The sequence below is a fragment of the Williamsia serinedens genome (assembly GCF_024171725.1).
GTDB classification, from domain to species: Bacteria; Actinomycetota; Actinomycetes; order Mycobacteriales; family Mycobacteriaceae; genus Williamsia_A; species Williamsia_A serinedens.
In genome coordinates this window covers 102,720-125,634 of sequence record NZ_JAMTCG010000005.1, presented here as the reverse complement: position 1 = coordinate 125,634, position 22,915 = coordinate 102,720, and the positions used below count along the sequence as shown (strand labels likewise).

At 70.4% G+C, this 22,915-nt stretch carries 19 protein-coding genes; 12 read left to right on the top strand and 7 right to left on the bottom strand.

The genetic code is table 11. From position 1 onward, the window contains the following. Positions 1–5: 5 nt before the first annotated feature. The 3 genes from LX12_RS14075 to LX12_RS14065 all read right to left on the bottom strand — a co-directional run bounded on the left by LX12_RS14075 (position 6) and on the right by LX12_RS14065 (position 2,622). Positions 6–1,031 carry a TtfA family protein gene (locus LX12_RS14075; protein ID WP_253655212.1) on the bottom strand — a complete coding sequence of 342 codons (1,026 nt, stop codon included), beginning with the start codon at positions 1,029–1,031 and terminating at the stop codon, positions 6–8. Positions 1,032–1,091: 60 nt separating this feature from the next. Continuing rightward, positions 1,092–1,553: a hypothetical protein gene (locus LX12_RS14070; protein ID WP_253655211.1), complete on the bottom strand. Its 462-nt coding sequence runs from the start codon at positions 1,551–1,553 to the stop codon at positions 1,092–1,094. A gap of 97 nt (positions 1,554–1,650) precedes the next feature. Continuing rightward, positions 1,651–2,622 (bottom strand): D-2-hydroxyacid dehydrogenase, encoded by a 972-nt coding sequence (locus tag LX12_RS14065; RefSeq protein WP_253655210.1) that lies wholly within the window; start codon positions 2,620–2,622, stop codon positions 1,651–1,653. A 103-nt stretch (positions 2,623–2,725) separates the two neighbouring features. Between LX12_RS14065 and LX12_RS14060 the strand changes: the two genes are divergently transcribed. From LX12_RS14060 to LX12_RS14025, 8 genes are all read left to right on the top strand, one after another. Further along, positions 2,726–4,042 carry an aspartate aminotransferase family protein gene (locus LX12_RS14060; RefSeq protein ID WP_253655209.1) on the top strand — a complete coding sequence of 439 codons (1,317 nt, stop codon included), beginning with the start codon at positions 2,726–2,728 and terminating at the stop codon, positions 4,040–4,042. A gap of 10 nt (positions 4,043–4,052) precedes the next feature. Further along, positions 4,053–7,076 carry an FAD-binding and (Fe-S)-binding domain-containing protein gene (locus tag LX12_RS14055; protein WP_253655208.1) on the top strand — a complete coding sequence of 1,008 codons (3,024 nt, stop codon included), beginning with the start codon at positions 4,053–4,055 and terminating at the stop codon, positions 7,074–7,076. After that, a complete protein-coding gene (locus tag LX12_RS14050) occupies positions 7,073–8,542 on the top strand; it encodes an NAD-dependent succinate-semialdehyde dehydrogenase (RefSeq protein WP_253655207.1) in 1,470 nt (489 codons plus the stop codon). The genes LX12_RS14055 and LX12_RS14050 overlap by 4 nt, the downstream gene beginning before the upstream one ends. A 9-nt stretch (positions 8,543–8,551) precedes the next feature. Beyond that, the gene (locus LX12_RS14045; RefSeq protein WP_253655206.1) at positions 8,552–9,745 is read left to right on the top strand and encodes a M24 family metallopeptidase; all 1,194 of its coding nucleotides are present in this window, start codon (positions 8,552–8,554) and stop codon (positions 9,743–9,745) included. A 28-nt stretch (positions 9,746–9,773) separates the two neighbouring features. Continuing rightward, positions 9,774–11,000 (top strand): aminotransferase-like domain-containing protein, encoded by a 1,227-nt coding sequence (locus LX12_RS14040; RefSeq protein WP_253655205.1) that lies wholly within the window; start codon positions 9,774–9,776, stop codon positions 10,998–11,000. Beyond that, entirely contained in the window at positions 10,997–12,214 is a 1,218-nt protein-coding gene (locus LX12_RS14035) for a M20 family metallopeptidase (RefSeq protein WP_372505021.1), read from the top strand. Before LX12_RS14040 ends, LX12_RS14035 begins: the two co-directional genes overlap by 4 nt. Before the next feature lie 97 nt (positions 12,215–12,311). Next, complete coding sequence (locus tag LX12_RS14030) at positions 12,312–12,911, top strand: flavin reductase family protein (RefSeq protein WP_253655204.1); 600 nt, start codon at positions 12,312–12,314, stop codon at positions 12,909–12,911. Between the two features lie 222 nt (positions 12,912–13,133). Beyond that, positions 13,134–13,367 (top strand): hypothetical protein, encoded by a 234-nt coding sequence (locus LX12_RS14025; RefSeq protein ID WP_253655203.1) that lies wholly within the window; start codon positions 13,134–13,136, stop codon positions 13,365–13,367. 91 nt (positions 13,368–13,458) lie between these two features. On the opposite strand, the gene LX12_RS14020 is transcribed toward LX12_RS14025, so the two are convergent. Together LX12_RS14020 and LX12_RS14015 are read right to left on the bottom strand one after the other, a co-directional pair. Continuing rightward, positions 13,459–14,841, bottom strand: a complete 1,383-nt coding sequence (locus LX12_RS14020; protein WP_253655202.1) for an MFS transporter — start codon at positions 14,839–14,841, stop codon at positions 13,459–13,461. Positions 14,842–14,959: 118 nt separating this feature from the next. Beyond that, positions 14,960–15,706, bottom strand: coding sequence for a GntR family transcriptional regulator (locus LX12_RS14015; protein ID WP_253655201.1), 747 nt, complete (start codon positions 15,704–15,706; stop codon positions 14,960–14,962). Between the two features lie 165 nt (positions 15,707–15,871). On the opposite strand from LX12_RS14015, the gene LX12_RS14010 reads away from it, so the two are divergent. After that, complete coding sequence (locus LX12_RS14010) at positions 15,872–17,317, top strand: amidase (RefSeq protein WP_253655200.1); 1,446 nt, start codon at positions 15,872–15,874, stop codon at positions 17,315–17,317. Between the two features lie 168 nt (positions 17,318–17,485). Here the strand turns inward: LX12_RS14010 and LX12_RS14005 are convergent, their stop codons facing one another. Then, positions 17,486–18,379, bottom strand: coding sequence for an SCO6745 family protein (locus LX12_RS14005; RefSeq protein WP_253655199.1), 894 nt, complete (start codon positions 18,377–18,379; stop codon positions 17,486–17,488). 79 nt (positions 18,380–18,458) lie between these two features. Here LX12_RS14005 and LX12_RS14000 point away from each other — a divergent pair, with 79 nt between their 5' ends. From LX12_RS14000 to LX12_RS13990, 3 genes are read left to right on the top strand one after another with little or no spacing between them, the layout of a single operon-like run. After that, entirely contained in the window at positions 18,459–19,847 is a 1,389-nt protein-coding gene (locus LX12_RS14000) for an amino acid permease (RefSeq protein ID WP_253655198.1), read from the top strand. Next, a complete protein-coding gene (locus LX12_RS13995) occupies positions 19,840–21,504 on the top strand; it encodes a dihydroxyacetone kinase family protein (protein ID WP_253655197.1) in 1,665 nt (554 codons plus the stop codon). The genes LX12_RS14000 and LX12_RS13995 overlap by 8 nt, the downstream gene beginning before the upstream one ends. Beyond that, the gene (locus LX12_RS13990; RefSeq protein WP_253655196.1) at positions 21,501–22,115 is read left to right on the top strand and encodes a DUF998 domain-containing protein; all 615 of its coding nucleotides are present in this window, start codon (positions 21,501–21,503) and stop codon (positions 22,113–22,115) included. The genes LX12_RS13995 and LX12_RS13990 overlap by 4 nt, the downstream gene beginning before the upstream one ends. On the opposite strand, the gene budC is transcribed toward LX12_RS13990, so the two are convergent. Further along, positions 22,103–22,885 carry a meso-2,3-butanediol dehydrogenase gene (gene budC / locus LX12_RS13985; RefSeq protein WP_253655195.1) on the bottom strand — a complete coding sequence of 261 codons (783 nt, stop codon included), beginning with the start codon at positions 22,883–22,885 and terminating at the stop codon, positions 22,103–22,105. The two genes, LX12_RS13990 and budC, sit on opposite strands and share 13 nt — an antisense overlap. Positions 22,886–22,915 lie beyond the last annotated feature (30 nt).

Genomic DNA, 22,915 nt, shown 5'->3' with positions numbered 1-22,915 from the left:
GGGTGTCACTCACCGCGCGAGCGCTCGACGTCGTCGGGACGACGATCGGTCTCCGGGCGGCGCTCGACGCGGCGACGGACAGGCATCGGCTGGACACCACGACGCGGGGCGCCGTCGTCGACGGGACGCGGTCCGCTGTCCGATCCGGCCGGACGCGGGGTCGGGCGCGGCCCGCTGTCCGGTCCGGCCGGGCGCGGAGCGGGGCGCGGTCCGCTGTCGGGACCGGCCGGGCGCGTCGCGCGGGGCGGGGGGACGTCGGCGGTGTCGCGAGCGGGCGCGGCACCGCGCGAGGACTGCAGCTGGTCGCGGGTGATCGACTCGGTCTTCGGCTCCAGCAGTCCGCGGCGGCCGCGGCCACTGGGCGCCGTCGGGTCACGCGGGTCGGGCCGGGCGCCCAGCTCGGAGGTCGGCGGCAGGACGCGCAGGAGATCGGTGAAGCGACGGACGGTCTCGAGTGCGCTGTCGAGGCGTTCGGGGTCGTTGGTGAGCGGCATCGACGCCACCGACCAGCTGCCCTCGTTCCACAGCACCTCGATGTAGTCGGGGGCGTTGGTGGCGAGCGCGACCATCCGTCGGTCGCAGACGCGCCGGGCGATGTCGAGGTGGGTGGAGAACATGACGCGGCGGCCCATGGCGCCGAGCAGTTCGACGTCCTCCTCGGCGGGAGCGAGCACCTTCTCCTGCCGGAGGTCGATCACCACGGCCGACTCCGACGAGCGCCGCACGGCGACCACGGTCGCGACGTCGACGATGTCGAACACGACGGCCATCTCGCCGTAGTGGCGCCCGAAGGTGAGGTCGCGGATCTCGGCGTCGGCGGCGACGTCCATGGTCGCGCGGTGCAGCAGGTCGCGGACCGGTGGTTCGCTCTCGCCACCCTGGCCCTCGGCCGCGACGTACCGGAAGCCGTGACCGTCGCCCCAGACGGCGCGCTCACGACGCGTCGTCGCGATGCGGCGTCGGTCGAGCCACAACAGGGCGGCGGCGCCGATCGCGGCGAGGGCCGCGATCACGAAGTAGACGGCAGTCATCGCGCTACAGACTATCCGCCCGCGTCAGGCCGGGCGCTCGTGAGCGCGCCGACACGATCCTCAGGGCGTCGGCGTGGTGACACGGCCGTCGACGACCAGGTCGGCGGTCATGCGCTCGCCCTCGACCATCACGTGCACGACGACGAGGTCACCCACCTTGACCGGCACGGGGCTGTCGGCGTGGGGCGACTCGTAGTGCGTCGAGTCGGTCAGGCCGATGGTGTGGGTCCGGCCGTCCTTCATCTGCAGCACGATCTGCGACGAGGCGACGGAGTCGACGGTCCCGAGCAGCATCTTCGACCGTGACACCTCGGTCGGCGCCGAGACGACCGGTGCCCCGGGGGCCGCGCTCGGCGTGGAGCTCGCGGTCAAATACTCGAGCGCCGCCGCCGACGTCTCCGAGTCCTCGGAGTCGTCGCGCTGAGCGCCGAGGTGCACGCAGTAGGCGAGACCGATCCCGGCGACGACGAGCCCGGCCAGACAGAGCAGGGTCGAGGTCTTCAGGCGCAGACGTGTGCGCATCTCATCGACCTCCTCGCTCGTGGTCCCCTGCCTCGACGACCGAGGCTAGGAGCCGAGCCTGAGATGCGTCTGTGAACTCGGCGCACGTGTGTCACCGTCAGTGCACGTATCCGCGCCGCTTGTCGACGGCGCCGGTCAGCTCCTCACCGGCGACCCAGGCCTGCAGTCGGGTGAGGAACTGGTCGGCGAGCTCGTCGCGCCAGCCGACGACGTCGCCGCTCATGTGCGGGGAGATCGCGACGTTCTCCATGTCCCACAGCGGACTGTCGTCGGGCAGCGGTTCGGTCTCGACGACGTCGAGCGACGCGGCGCCGATCACGCCGTCGCGCAGTGCGTGGACGAGATCACGCTCCACCACGAGCGCGCCGCGGCCCACGTTGACCAGGTGCGCCGACGGCCGCATGGCCGCGAGGACCCTGGTGTCGACCAGCCCGGTGGTCTGCTCGGTGAGCGGCGCGATGAGGACCACGTTGTCGAACGCGCCGACGTGGTCGACGAGGTCGTCGGTCGAGATGACGGTCCCGAAGTCGGGATCCCCGTCGCGGGCGGTGCGGCCGGCCCCGGTCACCTGCAGCCCCGCGGCGCGCAGCAGTCGGGCCGTGGCGCGACCGATCCCGCCGGTCCCGACCACCAGCGCCGTGGAGCCGGCGGTCCGTCGCGTCTCGCGCCACCGCCAGTCGTGGTCACGCTGCAGTGCACGACTGAGGTGGAGCTGCTTGTCCCGGGCGAGGATCGTGGCGAGCACGAACTCGGCGATCGGGCCGTCGAACACACCCCGGGCGTTGGTGACGGTGACGTCGGACGTGCGCAGCTCGTCGAAGAGCATCGCGTCGACCCCGGCCGCGCAGACGTGGACCCACCGCAGCGCGTCGGCGCCCGACCACGCGTCGCGCAGCGCCGAGGAGAAGTAGTCCCACAGCAGCAGGACGTCGCTGCCGCGCAGGTCGTCGGCCAACGACGTCGCCGTCGCGAGCCGAATGTCGGCCAGGTCGGCGATGGCGTCGAGGTTGTGGGGCGGGTCGAGATCGTCGCGCGTGAGCACGGTCAGGCGCACCGGTCGGGCACTCATGCGCCCACCGTAGAGCGGGTGGTCGGCGGTGGTGATCCGGCGCCGCCGCGACCGGATGGTCCAATTGTTGACAATCCGACCATCGGCCCGTCACCCTGTGCGCATGACGTCCACGCTGGCCTCTGCACCTGTTTCGACGCGCGCTCCCCGCGCCACCCTGAGTCCGGCGCTGAAACAGGCCACGCCCGTCGTCGTCGACCACGCGACGGGCTCGTGGATCCACGGCACGGACGGCCGCGACTACCTGGACTTCACCACCGGGATCGGCGTCACCAGCACCGGCCACTGCCACCCTCGCGTGGTCGCCGCCGCCCAGGAGCAGTGCGGCAAGATCATCCACGCGCAGTACACGACGGTGATGCATCAGCCGCTGCTCGCACTCACCGAAGCCCTCGGCGAGGTGCTGCCCGACGGGCTCGACTCCGTCTTCTACGCGAACTCCGGCTCCGAGGCCGTCGAGGCGTCGATCCGCCTGGCCCGCATGGCCACGGGTCGCCCGAACATCGTCGTCTTCCAGGGCGGGTTCCACGGCCGGACCGTCGCCGCCGCGAGCCTCACCACCGCGGGCACCAAGTTCTCGGCCGGCTTCTCGCCGCTGATGAGCGGCGTCCACATGGCGCCGTTCCCCTACGCCTACCGCTACGGCATGGACGAGGCCTCGGCCGTCGAGTTCGCGCTGCGCGAGCTCGACTACCTCTTCGCCTCCCGCGTCGCCCCGATCGACACCGCGGCCATGCTCATCGAGCCGGTCCTCGGCGACGGCGGGTACCTCCCGACGCCGCCGGCCTTCCTGCAGGGCCTGCGTGAGCGCGCCGACCGCCACGGCATCGTCCTCATCGTCGACGAGGTGCAGGCCGGCGTCGGGCGCACCGGTCGGTTCTGGGGCCACCAGTTCGCCGAGGGCGTCACCCCCGACATCCTCATCACCGCCAAGGGCATCGCCTCGGGCTTCCCGATCTCCGCGATCGCGGCGTCCACCGAGCTGATGAGCAAGGCGTGGCCGGGCTCGCAGGGCGGCACCTACGGCGGCAACGCCGTCGCGGCCGCCGCGGGTGTCGAGACCCTCGCCGTCATCCGCGACGAGAACCTCGTCGAGAACGCCCGCGTCCGTGGGGATCAGCTCCTCGCCGGGCTACAGGAGATCGCCGCGCGCAATCCGCGCATCGGCGACGTCCGCGGGCGTGGCCTGATGGCGGGGATCGAGTTCGTCGACCCCGCCGCATCCGGCGCCGTCCCGGTCGCCGACGCCGCTGCGGCCGCCGCGGTGCAGCAGGCAGCGATCGGACACGAGCTGCTCACGCTGACCTGCGGCCCGCTCGGCAACGTCGTCCGCCTCATCCCCGCGCTCGTGGTGACCGAGGACGAGATCACCGCCGGACTAAAGCGCTTCTCCGACGCCGTCGACGACGCGCTGGCCTGACGCCTCGCCCATGACCGTCACCTCATCCCGGCCGACGGCGGTCGACGCCGCCGCGGCCGGCACCGCCCTGCGTGAGCTGGGGCTGCACGCCGACGACTCGTCGCGCCGCCGCGCCGAGTACTCCTACGACGCCTCCAACTATCGGCTCCGGCCGGTGTGCGTGGTGTTCCCGCGCGACGCGGCCGAGGTCGCCACCGCGGTGGCCTGGTGCCACCGCAACGGCGTGCCCGTCATCCCCCGTGGTGGCGGGACGGGCATGGGCGGCAACGCCATCGGCGCCGGCGTGGTCATCGACCTCTCACGGCACATGACGCGCGTCCACGCCGTCGACACCGTCGGCGCCACCGCGTCGGCCGAGGCGGGCGTGGTCCTCACCGCACTGCAGAAGCACGTCCGCGAGGCGAGCGACGGGGCGCTGACGTTCGCCCCCGACCCGTCGAGCCAGTCCCGCGCGTGCCTCGGTGGGGCGATCGGCAACGACGCCTGCGGCAACCACTCCGTCCGGTACGGACGTACCACCGACCACGTGGTCGACGTGACCGTCGTGACCGCCGAAGGCCATCTTCTCGTCGCCACGGCGACCGGTCTGCGCGCCGCGGACCCGTCCGACACCGCCGCCGTGCGACGTGCCGCCGAGGTCGAGGACGGGCTCCGTGCACTGGCGACGGAGAACCTCGCACCGCTGCGCGTCGAGTTGGAGCGGATTCCGCGTCAGGTGTCGGGCTATCATCTCGCACACCTGTTGCCGGAGCACGGTTTCCACGTCGCGCGTGCGTTGGTCGGCAGCGAGGGCACCTGCGCTCTCGTCGTCGCGGCGACGGTGTCGCTGGTGCCCGTGTCCCAGCACCCGACACTGCTGTGCGTCGGCTACCGGGACGTCGTCGACGCCGCGCGCGACGTCCCCACCATGCTCGACTTCGCACCGTCGGCGATCGAGGGCATCGACGAGCGCATCGTCGCCACCATGCGCGCACGTCGGGGCCGGGCCTCGGTGGAGGGTCTGCCCGACGGCAACGCCTGGATCTACATCGAACTCGACGAGCACAGCGTCGGCGGCCGCGTGGACGACATCGCCGGTGCCGTCGCCGATCTCGCCGACAAACTCCGCGCGAACGGCCGCGTCGTCGACGCGCGCACGGTCACCGACCCGACGACGCGATCGATGCTGTGGCGCGTCCGCGAGGACGGCGCAGGCCTGTCCTCGCGTCTGGTGGACCTCGACGATCCTGACGCCGGTGCGGGATACGAGTCCTGGCCCGGCTGGGAGGACTCCGCCGTCGCGCCCGAACGCCTGCCCGAGTACCTGGAGGGCTTCCGTCGACTGCTCGACCACCACGGCCTGACCGGTGTGATGTACGGCCACTTCGGCGCCGGCTGCATGCACGTCCGCGTCACATTCGACCAGCGCACCGAGTCCGGACGCGCGACGATGCTCGCGTTCGTCCGCGACGCCGCGCAGCTCGTCGTCGACCACGGCGGGTCGCTGTCCGGTGAGCACGGGGACGGCCGCGCTCGCTCGGAGCTGCTGCCGATCATGTACTCGCCGGAGATGATCCGACTCTTCGAACGGTTCAAGGGCATCTGGGACCCGCAGGGGCTCCTCAACCCCGGCAGCATCGTCGACCCGGCACCCATCGGCGACGATCTCGCGCTCGCCGGGATCCCGCGCCGCACGTGGCAGACCGCGTTCGACCTCGGGATCCCCGGGTCCGCGCACACCCCCGACACCGACGTCCCCGAGGGCACCGACCTCGACCCGTTCGTCCACGCCACGCAGGCGTGCATCGGGGTGGGCCGGTGCCGTTCGCACAGCGGCGGCGTGATGTGCCCGAGCTACCGCGCGACCCGCGACGAGAAGGACTCCACCCGCGCCCGCGCCCGGGTGCTGCAGGAGATGCTGCGGTCGGCACCCGACGTCGAGTCCGGGTGGCGTTCCGAGGACGTCCGCGAGTCGCTCGAACTGTGCCTGTCGTGCAAGGCGTGTTCGACCGACTGCCCCACCGGCGTCGACATGGCCACCTACAAGGCCGAGTTCTTCCACCACCACTACAAGGGTCGGAAGCGTCCGATGTCGCACTACTCGCTCGGCTGGATGCCGGCGTGGCTGCGCATGGCGACGGCGACCGCCCCGATGATCAACGCCGTCCTCGGCACCCGTCTGGCCGGTCCCGCAGCGCGGGTCGCGGGTCTCGACGCACGGCGGTCGATGCCGCGGTTCGCCCGACGCAAGCAGGTCCGCGCCGCGCTGCGCTCGCTGGTCCGTCGCGACGACGCACCCGTCGTGCTGTTCGTCGACTCGTTCACCCGCGCGTTCCGGCCGCAGGTGGCGCAGGCGGCGTCGCGCGTGCTCGGCGGCGCCGACAGCATCAGTTGCGAGAAGGACAACTGCTGCGGTCTGACGTGGATCTCGACCGGGCAGCTCGACCGCGCCCGGAAGGTGCTCAGCCGCACCGCCGACGCCCTCGACGACGGAACCGACAGACCCATCGTCGTCCCCGAACCCAGCTGTGCGGCCGCGCTCCGCAAGGACCTGCCCGAACTCGTCCACACCGACGCCGCGCGCCGGGTCGCCGCCCGCGTCCGAAGTTTCGCCACGCACGTCGGCAGCATGCTCGACGACGGGTGGACGCCGCCGCCGGTGCCCCAGGCCGTCACCGTGCAGACCCATTGCCACGAGTACGCCGTCTTCGGGCCGTCGACCCAGGCGTCGGTGCTGCGGCGCCTCGGTGTCGCCGACGTGCGATCGGCCGACGGATGCTGCGGCGTCGCAGGCAACTTCGGGTTCGAGCGAGGACACTACGAGGTGGGCATGGCAGTCGGCGAACAGGCGCTCGCACCCGCCCTGCGCGCGCGTCGACCCGACGAACCCGTCCTGACCGACGGCTTCAGCTGCGCGATGGCCGTCGACCATCTCGCCGGCGTGGACGCCGCCATCGACGCCGTCGGTGGTGTGCACCTCGCCGAACTGATCGATCCCGACCGCCCGACCCCCACCACCGCAGACACCCCGACCAGGACGAGGGAGACACCGTGAGCGACACCCGTTCCGCAGCCGAGACGATCCGGGCGCTGGACACCGGGCTGTTCATCGACGGCAAGTGGGTTCCGGCCGAGTCCGGTGCGACGTTCGCCGTGGTGAACCCCGCCACCGGCGAGGCGATCGCCACCGTCGCCGACGGCGGTGCCGTGGACGCCCGTCGCGCCATCGAGACCGCCGCCGCCACCCAGGAGTCCTGGGCGTCGACCTCACCACGATCGCGCAGCGAGATCCTCTACCGCGCACACCGGTTGATCATGGACCGCGCCGACGAGCTCGCGCTGATCATGACCACCGAGATGGGCAAGCCGTTCGCCGAGGCGAAGGGTGAGGTCGCCTATGGCGCCGAGTTCTTCCGGTGGTTCGCCGAGGAGGCCGTCCGCATCGGCGGCGACCACACCACCACCGGCGACGGCGCCAACCGCATCGTGGTGACCAAGGAGCCGGTCGGCCCGTGTGTGCTCATCACGCCGTGGAACTTCCCGCTGGCCATGGGGACCCGCAAGATCGGTCCCGCCATCGCCGCGGGCTGCACCATGGTGTTCAAACCCGCCGAGCTCACGCCGCTGACGTCGCTCGCCCTGGCCGGGATCCTCACCGAGGCCGGCCTGCCGAACGGCGTCCTCAACATCGTCACCACGAACGACCCCGGCCCCGTCGTGACCGAGTGGATGACCAGCGGCCTGGCGCGCAAGCTCAGCTTCACCGGCTCCACCGCCGTCGGGAAGCTGCTGCTGGAGCAGGCCGCCGGCACCGTCATGCGGACGTCGATGGAGCTCGGCGGCAACGCCCCGTTCGTCGTCTGCGCCGACGCCGACATCGACCGCGCCGTCGACGGCGCCATGGTCGCCAAGATGCGCAACATGGGCGAGGCGTGCACGGCCGCCAACCGGATCTTCGTGCACCGCAGCGTCGCCGAGGAGTTCGGCCGCAAGTTGACCGAGAAGATGAGCGCGCTCCGCGTCGGCGACGGCACCGCCGACGGCACCCAGGTCGGACCGCTCGTCGAGGAGAAGGCGCTGACCAAGGTGCGCGAACTCGTCGACGACGCCGTCTCACGCGGTGCGACCGTCATGTGTGGTGGCACCGCGCCCGACGGCCCCGGGTACTTCTATCCGCCGACCGTCCTGACCGACGTCAGCGCCGAGTCCGACCTGATGTCCACCGAGATCTTCGGCCCCGTCGCCGCACTCATCCCGTTCGACGACGAGGACGAGGTGCTCCGGCTCGCCAACGCCACACCGTGGGGTCTCGTCGGGTACCTCTTCACCCAGGACATCGACCGCGCGCTGCGGCTGTCGTCGAAGCTCGAGGTCGGCATGGTCGGCCTCAACACGGGTCTGGTCTCGAACCCTGCGGCGCCGTTCGGCGGGGTCAAGGAGTCCGGTCTGGGCCGGGAGGGTGGCCGGGTCGGGATCGAGGAGTTCCTCGAGACCAAGTACCTCGCGATCCCGCGGACCTAGGGGCCGGTCGTGTACCTCGGATCCCAGCTCTTCACCGACGCGGAGTACGCCGCACGGCTCCTGCGCGTCCGGGAACTCATGGAACGCCAGGGGCTCTCGGCGGTCATCGTCACCGACCCGGCGAACATCTTCTACCTGATCGGCTACAACGCGTGGTCCTTCTACACGCCGCAGATGCTTTTCGTCCCCATCGAGGGCGAGATGGTCTTCTACCTGCGGGAGATGGACGCCAACGGCGCACACCGCACCACGTGGCTGCCGGAGGACCAGATCGTCGGATACCCCGAGAGCTACGTCCACCGTCCGCACGTGCACCCCTTCGACTGGGTGGCCTGGTCGCTGCGCCAACGGCATCAGATCGCGCCCGCGTCGAAGCAGGGCAGCGTCGGCCTGGAGATGGACTCGCACTTCTTCCCGCCCAAGGCCTACCGCGCGCTGTTCAACGCGATCCCCGAGTGGAAGCTCGTCGACTGCTTCGAGCTCGTCAACTGGGTGCGGTCGGTGAAGTCCGACGCCGAGATCCAGCTGATGCGGCAGGCCGGCATGGTGTGCTCGGAGGCCATGCGTGCGGCGATCGAGGTGATCGACGCCGGTGTGCGACAGTGCGATGCGGCGGCGGTCATCTCGCAGGCGCAGATCACCGGCACCGAACAGTTCGGTGGTGACTACCCGGCCATCGTCCCGATGATGCCGACCGGTGCCGCCGCCGACACCCCACACCTCACCTGGAACCAGGGCACCTTCGAGAAGGACGAGGCCGTCGTCGTCGAGCTCAGCGGCGCCCACAACCGGTACCACTGCCCGCTGGCGCGGACGGTCGCGATCGGGACACCGAACCCCGACGTCGACTACGTCGCGGGCGCCGCGATCGAGGGCCTCAACAACGTCCTCGACACCATCCGACCCGGCGTCGCGACCCGCGAGCTGGCGTCGACGTGGAACTGGACGCTGGCCAAGTACGGGCTCGAGAAGCCTTCGCGTCTGGGCTATTCCATCGGGATCGCCTACCCGCCCGACTGGGGTGAGCGCACCATCAGCATCCGCAGCGAGGACGAGGCCGTCCTGGAGGAGAACATGTGCTTCCACATCATCTGCGGGATGTGGATGGACGGGTACGGGTTCGAGGTGTCGGAGTCGGTGCGGGTCACCGCGTCCGGCGTCGAGACGTTCACCTCCGTCCCCCGCGAACTGATCCGCAAGTGAGCCGACGCGACCACGAAGGAGCGACCCCATGACCGCCACCGAACTGGCGCACCACAGCCCGACCCTGCCGCTGGCCGGCCGGGCCAAGGACCTCGTCGGCTCGATGATCGACTCGTCGACGTCGCTGCTGGCCGCGCAGAAGCACGACATCGTGCGGTTCGCCATGGGATCGCCCGCGGACGAGGCGGTCCCGTCGGAGGAGTTCCGGGAGATCGCGGGCTCCGTCCTCGACCCCTCGTCGTTCACCTACGGCGCCACGGAGGGCGAGCCCCGTCTGCTCGAGCTGCTGGTGAAGTACCTCGCCGGGACCCCGGACCCGTCGAGTGAGGACCGTCTGGTCATCACCACCGGCGGCATGCAGGGACTCGACCTGGCGTGCAAGCTGTTCGTCGACCCCGGTGACCTCGTCGTCGTCGAGTCGCCCACGTACACCAACGGCAGTGCCACGGCGCTCTCCTACGGCGCACAGCTGTTGGAGGTCCCGGTCGACGACGAGGGCATGCGCGTGGACCTCATGGAGGATCTCGTCGCGCACCACCATCGGCCGCCGAAGGCCATCTACACGATCCCGACGTTCCAGAACCCGTCGGGCGTGACGCTGTCGCTGGAGCGCCGGAAGGCGTTGCTGGAGTTGGCCCACCGCTGGGGGTCGGTGATCATCGACGACGACCCGTACGGGCTGCTGCGCTTCCACGGCACCGACATCCCGACGTTCCGGACGCTGAGCCCCGAGGACCCGCTGCTGTTCTCGGTGCGGACGTTCTCGAAGATCCTCGCCCCCGGGTGGCGCGTCGGCTGGGTCGACGCCGACCCGTCGTTGCGGCAGTTGCTCATCAACGGCAAGCAGGCGATGGACACCTGCACCAACGTCCCCAACCAACACATCGTCGCCGAGTACATCGCCCGCGGCGGCCTGGAGGACCACCTCAGCCAGATCCGCGCGCTCTACCGCGAGCGCAAGGACGCGATGCTCGACTCCATCGCGCGTCATCTCGGGGACCGGGTGACCACCACGAACCCCGAGGGCGGGTTCTTCTTGTGGCTGACGCTCGCGGGCGAGTTCGGTGAGATCGACACCCGCGAGCTGTTCGAGCGCGCGCTGGCCGACGGGGTCGCGTTCATCCCCGGTCCGGCGCTCTCGCCGGGCGGTCGTTTCCGCAACGCCCTGCGCCTCTGCTTCGCCTCCAGCACCCCCGAGCGGATCGAGGAGGGCATCCGGCGACTCACGGTCAGCCTTGAGAAGATGGTCGCGTGACCGATGCCGTGACCGAGACCGTCGCGCGGACCGACCGTGAGCGGGCGGTGTGCGAACGGGTGGACGCCGCGCAGATCGTCGCGGTGACCACCGCGCTGGTGGAGGCACCGAGCGTCAACCCCGGTGGTACCGAGGGCGAGGCCGTGGCCGTGCTGCGGGCCGCCGCCGAGCGGGTCGGCGCCACGGTCGAGGTGCGGGAGGTCGCACCCGGCCGCCCGAACCTGGTGGCCACGCTGCCCGGCGGGGACGGTCCCGGGGTGATGTTCCTCGGCCACTCCGACGTCGTCCCTCCCGGCCCCGGCTGGACCGACGACCCGTTCGCGGCGCGCGTCTCCGACGGCCGCATCGTCGGACGAGGCAGCACCGACATGAAGGGCGGCCTGGCGGCGATCGTCGCCGCGATGGACGCCCTGCGGGGCGAGAACCTCTCCGGCCCGGTGCAGTTGGTGTGCACCGTCGACGAGGAGGAGCACGGCATCGGCGTGCGCGACCTCGTCGGCGGCCCCGATGCCTATCCCCTGCACCCTGGCGGATACGCCGGATGTGTCGTCGCCGAGCCCACCGCGATGGAGACCGTCATCGCGTGCCGCGGTGCGTCCTACATCGAGATCGAGATCCGCGGGCGCGCAGCCCATTCCGGTCGCCCGGCCGACGGGCGCAACGCGATCGACGCCGCGACGAAGGTCATCGACATCATCCGGGCCGATCACGACGCCATGCAGGCCGACCTCGACCCGCTCCTCGGTGCCGGCACGTGGAACGTCGGCACCATCACGGGCGGCCAGGGGATCTCGGCCGTCGCGCCGAACTGCTCCATCGGCATCGACCGCCGTCTCATGCCCGACGAGGACGCCGATGCGATCGCCGAGAACCTCCGCGCCGAGGTGCGCCGACACGGCATCGACTCCGACGGCATCGAGGTCGACATCGCGGTCACCATGTCGATGCCGGGCTTCCGCACCGCGCCGGACCACCCGTTCGTCCGGGCGGCGGTCGACGCGGTGACCGCCGTCGGTGCGCACACGTCCATCGGCGGCTGGACCGCAGCCTGCGACGGGGGGTTCGTCAGCCGTGACCTCGGCGTCGACTGCATCGTCCTCGGTCCCGGCGACATCACCGGCCAGGCCCACCAACCGGACGAATCCGTCGCCGTCGACGACCTCGTCACCGCGGCGCGGGCCTACGCCGTCCTCGCCCTGCGCCTCCTCGGCTGACGCGCGCTCCCGCGACCGTCTCTCCCTCCCGCGACCGCTGCGACGGTCGCGCCAGGCAGTTGTGGTCGCGGGAACCGGCCACGGGCACACTGGTGACATGTCCTCCGACCGCATCGTGCACGATCCCGCCGACGTCGACCCTGGCCGCTTCTATCAGCTGTTGACCTCGAGCATCGTTCCCCGGCCGATCGCCTGGGTGTCGAGCCGCAGCGCCGACGGGGTCGACAACCTGTCGCCGTACAGCTTCTTCTCGGTGTCGTCGACGGCCCCGCCGGTCGTGCAGTTCACCTCGGTCGGCGGCGCGAAGGACAGCGCGCGCAACGCGATCGAGACCGGGCAGTTCGTCATCAACATCGCCACGCAGGCGCTGATGGAGAAGGCCAACGCGAGCTCCGCCGGGTTCGACCGCGACATCGATGAGTTCGTCGAGGCCGACATCGCGTCGGCGCCCGCCACCGTCGTCGACTGCCTGCGCGTCCGGGACTCCCCCGTCGCCATCGAGTGCAAGCTCCACCGCAGCGTCGAGGTGGGCAACAGCGTCGTGGTGATGGGTGAGGTCGTCGCCCTGACGATCGACCCCGCGATCCTCGCCGACGACGGCATGCCCGACTACGCAAAGCTCGCCGCCGTCAGCCGCCTCGGCCGGATGGAGTGGGGACTGCCCAGCTCGACCGTCGACCTCGAGCGGCCGCACTGACGGATCTCCTGAATGAGTGATGCCACGTTCGTCCGCCCGGTGCGGTCCGAGGCACATCTCGACGGCCGACCCCGGAGTCCCGTCCGACGGTTCTGGCTATGGTCGGCGACCGACGGTCCCACCCCGTCGCCCGGATGGTTCGCTCACGGTGGCCTTGTACTCGACGATCGAGGACTCGCCGTCGTCGACGCCCACGGTGACCGCCACCCCGTCCGAGGCACGGTGGGCGCGATCATTCGGCGCGACAACCCCGTTCAGCTGCTCGCCATCTCGATCGACGATCGGGTATTGGCTGTGCTGCCGAACGCCGGGCTCAGCGACCCTGCGCTGCAGAACTTCGCGGCGGCGGCCGGCATTCGCTTCGAGCACGAGGTGAACCCCGGATGGTCGGCGATGGTGGACCGCTATCCACCGAGGCTGCGGCGCACGCCTGACTTCCGCCGGTGTGTTCGCTGACTGTCCGAGAAACGCGCTGTGGGTGGGCACCGCGGACGATACGTCCACGGTGCCCACCCACGACGCGGAATTCGGACAGATCGCCCCTCTCTCAGGCCGAGGCGAGGGCCTTCTCGGCGTCCGTCGCCTCGCCGGGGATCTCGGTACCGCGGATCGAGCAGCCCGCGGTCTCCCGGAGGAAGACCATCGACACCATGCCGATGGCGCACGCGATCATCATGTAGCCGGCCGGGAAGAGGTCCCACCCCGAGTTGTTCTCGACCACCGCATCGTTGACGAGCGGGGCGGTACCACCGAACGCCGCTGTGGCCACGTTGTAGGAGATCGCGAAGCCGGCGTAGCGCACCTGCGTCGGGAACATCGCCGGGAACGTGGCGGAGATGGTGGCCAGCTGAGGGATGTAGAGCACACCCAGGACCACGAATCCGATGATGGCCCAGGCGAATCCCTTGCCCATCAACCAGAACATGGGCAGGGCGAACACGAACAACCCGATCAACGACCCCCACCACATCGGCTTGCGACCGGTCCTGTCGGAGAGTCTGCCCACGAACGGGATCAGCGCCATCATCACCAGCTGCCCGATCAGCATGGTGACCGTGCTGTCGTTGCCCTCGAGGCCGATCGTGTTCTTGAGGTAGGTCGGCAGGTACGCCAGCAGCGTGTAGTTCGCGACGTTGAGCGCGATCACCATCCCGAACATGATGATGATCGGACGGCGGTAGTCACGGAGCAGATCGACGAAGCGCGACCATGCCGTGCCCTCGATCTCGCCCTTCTGCTCGATCTCCCGGAAGACGGGGGTGTCCTCCATCTGGCTCCGCAGGTAGAGCCCGATGAGGCCGAGCGGCAGGGCGAAGTAGAACGGGATGCGCCATCCCCATGTCTGCATCTGGTCGTCGGTGAGGCTCAGCTCGAGAACGAGCACGAATGCGGTACCCATGACGAAGCCGGCGAGTGTGCCGAACTCGAGGAACGATCCGTACCTGCCGCGCTTGGCATCCGGCGCGTACTCGGCCATGAACGTTGCGGCGCCGCCGTATTCGCCGCCGGTGGAGAAGCCCTGGATGACCCGCAACACGATCAGCAGGATCGGCGCCCAGATGCCGGCCACCGCGTGGGTGGGCAGGACACCGATGAGTGCGGTCGCGATCGAGATCAGCAGGATCGTCATGGCCAGAACGGCTTTGCGCCCGATGCGGTCGCCGATCGGACCCCACACCATCCCGCCCAGGGGGCGCAGTGCGAACGAGATCGCGAAGCCCAGCATCGTGCCGATCGTCCCCAGGTCACCGGGGAAGAACGCGGTGGTGAGGTAGGTGGCCGTCGCGGCGTAGACGCCGTAGTCGTACCACTCGGTCGCGTTGCCCATCGCCGAGGCGCCGATCGCCTTGCGCAGCAACTTGCGTCCCTCGACGGACTCCGAGTCCGGAAGCGCCGGGACGCCGTCGTCCTTCGACAGATTGGTGGTCATCGTGATTCCTCCGACATGTCGTCGCGCATCGTGCGTCGTGTCCCATGGTCGTCAGACCGACCGTCCGACCCTAGCCCTTCTGTCTCGGCGGCGCGGCGTTCTCGGACGGCTTTGCAGGTCATCGCGGATGCGCGGGCGGCACGGTCCGGGCGGTCACCGTCGACTCCTGGGGCATGATCCGCGCCAACCCGTCACGCATGTGGGCGATCATCAGCCGGTCGGCGGATTCCGCGTCCCCCGCCTCGATCGCACGCAGGAGATCGGTGTGCTCGTCGATGCGTGCCTGCGCCGACGCGTAGGTGCCCCGCATGGCGCCCAGGCACATTCGCGTCTCGATGAGGATCGTCTCGTGCATCCGTGACAACCGCGGGCTGCGAGCGCATTCGACGAGCTGCGCATGGAAACCCATGTCCGCGTCGGCGATCTCGCGACCGTTGGGGTCGTCGGCGAACTGCTGCATGTGATCGATAGCGGCCCGGAGCACGGCGAGGTCCTCCTCGTCGTGCCCCGCGACGACCTGCGCGAGCGCCGCGCGTTCGATCGCGGTCCGCGCGACGTACATGTCGTTGATGTCGTCGTCGTCCATGGAGATGACGAAGAGGCCGCGATTGCGGTGGCTGACCAGCAGCCCTTCTTGCGTCAGACGTTGCATCGCCTCGCGCAGCGGTCCTCGGCTCACGCCCAGGTCGGCCGCCAAGCCGCTCTCGGTCAACTGCGAGCCCGGCGGGAATTCACCGTCGGCGATGGCGGCACGCAACTGGCGGGCGATGATCGCCGGCGTCGACTCCTGCACCAACGGCGCCAACACACGGCGGCGTGCGGCGGTGGTGTCGGTCCGCATGCCGGAGGCTGCTGCGTCAGTCATGGGCACGCCCGGGGTGCCCGCACACGTCAGTCAGGGCGATCTCCCCGTACTCGTCTCGGTCAGTGATCCGATGGTGCGGTGCCGACGGTAGATTGTCAACAATCCAACCACCCGTGCGCGACCACGACCGGACACGTGTTCTCGTCCGGCCGATAGGGTCGCCTGATGACGGACACCTCCCCGGACACCGTCGTCCGGGTGCACGCCTTCACCGACGACGCCCTCGGGGCCGACGACGCGACCGGGGTCGCCGCGCGGATCGCGTCCGGGGAGATCTCGGCGTCCGAGGCGGTCGAGGCGGCACTTGCTCGCCTCGAGAGCGTCGGTGTGCTCCACGCCGTCGCCCACCCCGACTTCGACCGCGCGCGGGCTTTCGCGCGCAGCCCCGGCAAGGGCGTGTTCGCGGGCGTGCCGACCGTGGTGAAGGACAACACCGACGTGGCCGGTCTGCCGTCCGACCAGGGCTCTCGGGCGGTCCACTCCCGGCCGGCCCGCCGCAACTCCCCGGTCACCGACCAGTACCTCTCGACGGGTGTGATCAGCCTGGCGAAGTCGCGGATGCCGGAGTTCGGGTTGAACGCCAGCACCGAGTTCGAGCACGATCCGGCCACCCCGAACCCCTGGGACACCCGGTTCTCGGCGGGTGCGTCGTCCGGCGGATCGGCGGCCCTCGTCGCGGCCGGCGTGGTGCCGATCGCCCATGCGAACGACGGTGGTGGATCCATCCGCATCCCGGCCGCGGCGTGCGGTCTCGTCGGGCTGAAGTTCACGCGCGGTCGGGAGCTGCCGGACGACCACGCCGAGCAGATGCCGGTCAACCTCGTCAGCAACGGTGCGCTCACCCGCACCGTCCGGGACACGGCGGCGTTCGCCGCGCAGGTGGAGAAGTACCGGCCCGCGCCGCGCCTGCGGCCGATCGGCCACGTCGAGGGCCCGTCGGGGCGTCGGATGCGGATCGGGCTGGTAGACCGGTCGATCAGCGAACTGCCTGTCGACGACGAGACCCGTGCTGCGGTCCTCGACACCGCTCAGCGACTCGAGGCGCTCGGGCACGAGGTCGTGCCGATCGGCCTGCCGCTGCCGGAGAAGGACCTCGTCGCCTTCAAGGACGACTTCGTGCACTACTGGTCGCTGCTCGGCTTCGCCCTCACCAAGTTCGGCCGACGGATCATGAGTCCGGACTTCGAGGCGTCGGAGCTGGAGTCGCTCACGACCGGGTTGTCGCGGCGGTTCCAACGGAACTTCTGGCGCACACCCGCTGCGCTGTGGCGTCTGCGCGCCTCGGAGGCCAAGTACCGCGCCGCGTTCGCCGACCGGGGCCTCGACGCGATGCTGTCGCCGACGGTCGCCCACACGACCCCCGAACTCGGACACCTCTCGCCCGCACTCGGTTTCGACGTCCTCTTCCCCCGACTGGTGCGGTGGGTCGCCTTCACCCCGCTGAACAACGCGACCGGCGGTCCGGCGATCTCGCTCCCGGTGACCTCGACGTCCGCGGGACTGCCGCTGGGCATCCAGCTCTCCGCCGACCACGGCGACGAGGCGACTCTGCTGGAACTCGCCTACGAACTCGAGGCCGACCGCGCGTTCGCCCGGATCCAGGACGCCTGACCGAGATCCGCACCCACAGCGGCAACCGTGGACGATATGACCACGGCACGCACTCTGGACGCGGAATCCGGACACGATCGCACCCGGCGGCCGTCACAAACGTCCGCTGGGCGTGCGTGGAGGGCATATCGCCCTCTGCTCGCGTATGGCGGACGATTGTGACGGCGTCTACTTCTTCTTCGTGCCCGGGAGGACGCCGGCGTCGAGGATCTGCTTGATGTAGGGGCGGATCCGGCCGATGAGGTCGTCGAAGTCGTCGACGCCGACCCAGGCCGCCGCGGCGGCGTCGTCGGTGATCACCTCGAGCTCGTCGTAGAGGCGACCTCCCTCGTCGGACAGCGCGTCCGGCTCGTCGGCGCCGGTCTCGCGGAGCACCCCGCGGGCGATCAGAGCGGACTTCGCAGCCTCCCAGTCCTCGTCCGACCACGCGCGGGTGAGCTGGGAGACCCGCTTGCCCAGGCCGCGCTTGCGCAGGCTCGGATCGGGATGGGTTGCCTCGTGGAAGACGACGGCCTCGAGGCGGTCGAACCCGGCGGCGGTGAGAGCGGCGACATGGCCGTCACCCCGCCACTCGCGCAGCACCGACACCGCGTGCCACAACCGCACGGCCGGGTCGTCGGGCGGGGTGCACTCCGCCCACGCCGATGCGAGGGTGCGACCGGCCATCGGCACCGACGCCGCCACGTCGAGGAGGCGGTCGGCGAGTTGTCGTACGTCGTCCGACGCGGCCGCGTCGCCCCAGATCTCGGCGAGGGCCTCGGCGAGCATCTGCTCGCGGCGGGCGTGGACGACGTCGAGGCCGACCCTCCTCGCGGCCGCCCAGCCGGGCTCGACCATCGCGGGGTTGAAGTTGAAGAACGCCGCGGACACGACCGACCCGACGCAGTCGCCGAGCGGCGCGCCCCGGGCACCGACGTACCAGGCGTAGGGGTCCAATCCGGTGTCGGTCTGCGCCTGCGCGGTGCCGGGATGAAAGTACGCGAGCACGTTGAGCGGCTCGAGCGTCTGATAGGCGGTCCGCGCGCGTGCCCGCTGCGCCTCGTCGTGTCGCGGTGCTGTCATGGTCCCGACCCTAGAACCCCGGCCGACGTCTTCCGTCGCTCGCACCACACCGAGGCCACGGATGCGCGACGATCGACCGATGAGCACGACGCCCGTCACAGACGCCCCGACGCATCTCGGCGCCGGCCTGAAGCCTCGGCACATCACGATGATCTCGATCGCCGGCGTGATCGGCGCGGGACTGTTCGTGGGGTCGGCGAACGCGATCGAGAAGGCCGGACCGGCCGTCCTCATCTCGTACCTGCTCGCCGGCACGCTGGTGATCCTCGTGATGCGGATGCTCGGCGAGATGGCCACGGCCAACCCCGACACCGGCTCGTTCTCGGTGTACTCGACGCGGGCGCTCGGGCGTTGGGCCGGCTTCTCCGTCGGCTGGCTGTACTGGTGGTTCTGGGTCCTCGTCATCCCCGTCGAGGCGACGGCCGCGGCGGCGATCCTGACGAACCTCGTCGGTGGGCCGCAATGGGTGTGGGCGCTCGCGGTGACCCTGCTGCTGACGGTGACGAACCTCGTCAGCGTGGGGAACTACGGCGAGTTCGAGTTCTGGTTCGCGCTGATCAAGGTGGTCGCGATCGTGGCGTTCATCGTCGTCGGCGTGCTCGCGATCGTCGGGGTCTTCCCGGGCTCCGAGGTCAGCGGGGTGAAGAACCTCTGGCAGCCGGACGGGTTCATGCCCAACGGTTTCGGGGCGGTCATCACCGGCCTGCTGGTGACGATGTTCTCGTTCATGGGCACCGAGATCGTGACGATCGCGGCCGCCGAGTCGCCGAATCCGAAGGCGGGCATCACGAAAGCCGTGAACTCGGTGATCTGGCGGATCTCGATCTTCTACATCGGGTCGATCTTCGTGGTCGTCTCGCTGCTGCCGTACAACCGGTTGCAGGACGGCTCCTATCAGTCGGTGCTCGAGGCGATCGGGATCCCGCAGTCCGGCCGCATCATGGACGTCGTCATCCTCACCGCGGTCGCGTCGTGCCTGAACTCATCGCTGTACACCGCCTCGCGGATGCTGTTCTCCCTCGGCGATCGCGGTGACGCCCCCCGTGTGGTGCGGTCGCTGACATCCAAGGGTGTGCCCTGGGTGGCGGTGCTGCTGTCGATGGTGATCGGGTTCCTCGCCGTGGTCGGCAACTACGTCCTGCCCGACAAGATCTTCGGCTACCTCCTGGCGACCAGCGGCGCCGTCGCACTGTTCGTCTACCTCGCCATCGCGTGCAGCCAGCTGCGTCTGGGACGAACACTGCGCGCCACCGGTGAACGTCCGCCGGTGCGGATGTGGCTGTTCCCCTACCTGACGTCGGCGGTCATCGTGTTCATCGTCGCGGTGCTGGTGCTGATGGCGTTCGACAAGGGCCAGCAGCAGGCCATCGGCTTCTCGGTCATCTCGGCCGTCGTGATCATCGCGCTCGGTGTGTGGCGCCAACGGACCGCGGAACCCGCACCGGCACAGAAGGAGTCGCATGTCTGACGGCGCGCACCGTCCGCCGCACGCGTACATCGCCGTCGACACCGATCGATTCCTCACCGACGCGATCGCCGGCCTCGTCGCCGCCCAGGACCACCTCGCCTGGGAACCCGACCCCGGCTTCCTGTTCCGCACCGATCGCACCGACGACGGCGTCGCGCTGGTGTCCGGGGGCGGGTCGGGCCACGAGCCGATGCACTCCGGGCTGATCGGTTCGGGCTTGCTGGACGCCGCCTGCCCGGGCCTGATCTTCACCTCGCCGAACGCGCTGCAGGTCGCCGCGGCCACCCGACGGGTCGACCGTGGCGCCGGCGTGCTGCACGTCGTGAAGAACTACACCGGCGACGTCATGAACTTCGGCATCGCGCGGACCATGGTGCGTGACGAGGTCGCCACCGACCACGTCCTCGTCGACGACGACGTCGCCACCGAGACCGGCGACGACGGTGGGCCCGGCAGACGCGGCACCGGTGCGACGGTCCTCGTCGAGAAGATCTGCGGTGCGGCCGCGGCGCGGGGTGACGACCTGACGTCGGTGGCCGACCTCGGCAGACGTGTCGCGGCCAACGCCCGCAGCTTCTCGGTCGCGACCGCCCCGTGCACCACACCCGGCGCCCGCACGCCGGGTTTCGACCTCGCACCGGGCGAGATGGAGTTCGGCGTCGGCATCCACGGCGAGGCCGGTGTCGACCGCATCCCGCTGCAACCCGCCGACGAGCTCGTCGGCGGCATGCTCGACCGCATCCTCGGCGCGTTGGAGCCGTCCACCGACGACGATCTCCTCGTCTTCGTCAATGGCCTCGGGTCGACGCATCCGTTGGAACTGCACGTCGCGTTCGACCAGGCCGTCCGGCAGCTCACCGACCGGGGGTTCACGATCCGCCGGGGCCTCGTCGCCACCCTGGTCACCGCTCTCGACATGGCCGGGTTCTCGATCACCGTGCTGCGGTGCGACGACGCGATCGTCGAGTTGTTCGACGCGCCGACGGGCGCGCCGGGGTGGCCGGCGGTGACCGCCACCGGTGGCGCCTCCCCGGTGGACGTGTCGTTCGCCGAACCCGACGACGCCGCCGACGACGGCGACGACGGCGACGAATGCCGCTGGGTGAGCGAGTTCGTCGAACGCGTGCAGGAGTCGATCGACGATCTCACCGACCTGGACCGACAGGCCGGCGACGGTGACTTCGGCACGAACATGGCGGCGGCCCTGCGCCATTTCTCCCTGCCGCTGCGTGGTTCGGACGCCGCTGTCCTCGAGGCGGTCAGCACGTCGTTCCTCGTCCGCGCGGGCGGTACGTCGGGCGCTCTGTTCGGGATGCTGTTCTCGGAACTCGCCCGGGCGTTCGCCGACACCGACGACCGAGCCGACGCGTTGCGTACGGGGACGGTCGAGGCGCTGCGGCGGATCCAGGAGATCGGCGGCGCCCGTGTCGGGGACGACACGCTGGTCGACGCGCTCTCCCCGGCTGCCGACGCGCTCGGGTCGGACGGGTCGCTGTCGGACGTCGCGACCGCCGCGGCCGACGGCGCCGAGTCGACGCGTGACCTCGTGGCGTCGCGTGGTCGGGCGAGTTACCTCGGCGACCGGGCGCGCGGTGTCGTCGATCCCGGCGCTCTCGTCGTCGCCTGGTTCTTCGCCGCCGCAGCCGGCGACGCGTGACGGCACGCGCCGCCGGCGCGGCCTGGTTGCTCGCCGGCGTCGCCTACGTCCTGTGCGAAACCGTCTCTGCCCGGAAGTATCCCGGGTACGACTACGCCCGCGACTACATCAGCGCACTTGGGGTCCCCGCCGACTCACCGTCGGCGACGCTGATGAACGCCGGCGCCTTCGTGCTGCACGGGCTGCTCTTCGCCGCCGCAGGGTTGCTGCTGGCGCGTACCGTCGGACAGCGCGGTCGCGCGTGGACCGTGTTCGCTGCACTGACCGTCGCGAACGGTGTCGGCAACGTGCTCGTCGGCCTGTTCCACGCCGGCGCATCGCCACTGCACGGGCTCGGCGCGCTGCTGGCGATCGTCGGCGGCAACGCGGCGATGATCCTCGCGGACGGTCTGTTCCGCGGTCTCGGTGCGCCGCGCTGGTTCTGCGTCGGCAGTCGGGTCCTGGGGATGGCCGGGATCGCGAGCTTCATCGCCCTGCTCGCGATCGCCGGGCGGGGAACCGGTGTCGAGGGGGCCGTCGAACGGGGCAGTGTCTACACGATCATCGTGTGGGATGTCGTGGCAGGACTCGTGCTGCTGTTCGGCAGGGGGCGGTCACCTCAGTCGGTGTGAGGTTGGCCCGTCGACGCACTCGTGCCGCCGTCGACGGCGAGGAGCGCGCCCGTGACGTACCGCGCGTCCTCGGAGGCGAGGAACAGCACGGCGGGAGCGATGTCGTCGGGTTCACCGGGGCGACCCAGCGCGATCCGATTGACGAACGGCGCCAACGCCTCCTCGTCCTTCGCCATCCCCGCGGTCATCTCGGTCAGCGTGAATGCCGGGAGCACGGCGTTCACACGGACGCCGCGGCCTCCGTAGTCCAACGCGAGCGAGCGTACGAATCCGGTCATGGCGTGCTTCGACGCGTTGTAGGCCGCCTGCCCCCAGTCGCCGGCGATCCCCGACACCGACGACACGGCCACGAAATTGCCGCCGGAGCGGACCAGCTCCGGCAACGTCGCCTGGGCGAGGTGGAGGAAGCCGTCGATGTTCACCCCGCGGAGAAGGGCCCAGTTCTCGTCGGTCAGTTCGGTGATGTCACCACCACCGTCGTGCACTCCCGCGTTGCTGACCACGACGTCGATGCGACCGTGCTTGTCGAGGACGGTCGACACCAGGGCTTCGACATCGTCTCGGCGGGACACGTCACCCGGGATGACCAGAGCACGCCCGTCTGCAGCGCCCTCGACGGTCTCCTCGAGGGGTTGGCGACGGCGCCCGGTCACGACGACAATCGCTCCGTTCAGGAGGAACGCGCGTGCGATCGCGCGTCCGATGCCCGATCCGGCGCCGGTGACCACGACGACCTTGTCCTCGACTGCGTAGGTGTTCACGGTGTTCATGCGTCCAGAGTGCCTGCGCCGGGGGTAACG

Excerpts from the sequence above, each read along its gene's own strand:
- LX12_RS14075 (WP_253655212.1), bottom strand. The coding sequence starts at position 1,031 with ATGACTGCCGTCTACTTCGTGATCGCGGCCCTCGCCGCGATCGGCGCC.
- LX12_RS14070 (WP_253655211.1), bottom strand. The coding sequence starts at position 1,553 with ATGCGCACACGTCTGCGCCTGAAGACCTCGACCCTGCTCTGTCTGGCC.
- LX12_RS14065 (WP_253655210.1), bottom strand. The coding sequence starts at position 2,622 with ATGAGTGCCCGACCGGTGCGCCTGACCGTGCTCACGCGCGACGATCTC.
- LX12_RS14060 (WP_253655209.1), top strand. The coding sequence starts at position 2,726 with ATGACGTCCACGCTGGCCTCTGCACCTGTTTCGACGCGCGCTCCCCGC.
- LX12_RS14055 (WP_253655208.1), top strand. The coding sequence starts at position 4,053 with ATGACCGTCACCTCATCCCGGCCGACGGCGGTCGACGCCGCCGCGGCC.
- LX12_RS14040 (WP_253655205.1), top strand. The coding sequence starts at position 9,774 with ATGACCGCCACCGAACTGGCGCACCACAGCCCGACCCTGCCGCTGGCC.
- LX12_RS14030 (WP_253655204.1), top strand. The coding sequence starts at position 12,312 with ATGTCCTCCGACCGCATCGTGCACGATCCCGCCGACGTCGACCCTGGC.
- LX12_RS14020 (WP_253655202.1), bottom strand. The coding sequence starts at position 14,841 with ATGACCACCAATCTGTCGAAGGACGACGGCGTCCCGGCGCTTCCGGAC.
- LX12_RS14015 (WP_253655201.1), bottom strand. The coding sequence starts at position 15,706 with ATGACTGACGCAGCAGCCTCCGGCATGCGGACCGACACCACCGCCGCA.
- LX12_RS14010 (WP_253655200.1), top strand. The coding sequence starts at position 15,872 with ATGACGGACACCTCCCCGGACACCGTCGTCCGGGTGCACGCCTTCACC.
- LX12_RS14005 (WP_253655199.1), bottom strand. The coding sequence starts at position 18,379 with ATGACAGCACCGCGACACGACGAGGCGCAGCGGGCACGCGCGCGGACC.
- LX12_RS14000 (WP_253655198.1), top strand. The coding sequence starts at position 18,459 with ATGAGCACGACGCCCGTCACAGACGCCCCGACGCATCTCGGCGCCGGC.
- LX12_RS13995 (WP_253655197.1), top strand. The coding sequence starts at position 19,840 with ATGTCTGACGGCGCGCACCGTCCGCCGCACGCGTACATCGCCGTCGAC.
- budC (WP_253655195.1), bottom strand. The coding sequence starts at position 22,885 with ATGAACACCGTGAACACCTACGCAGTCGAGGACAAGGTCGTCGTGGTC.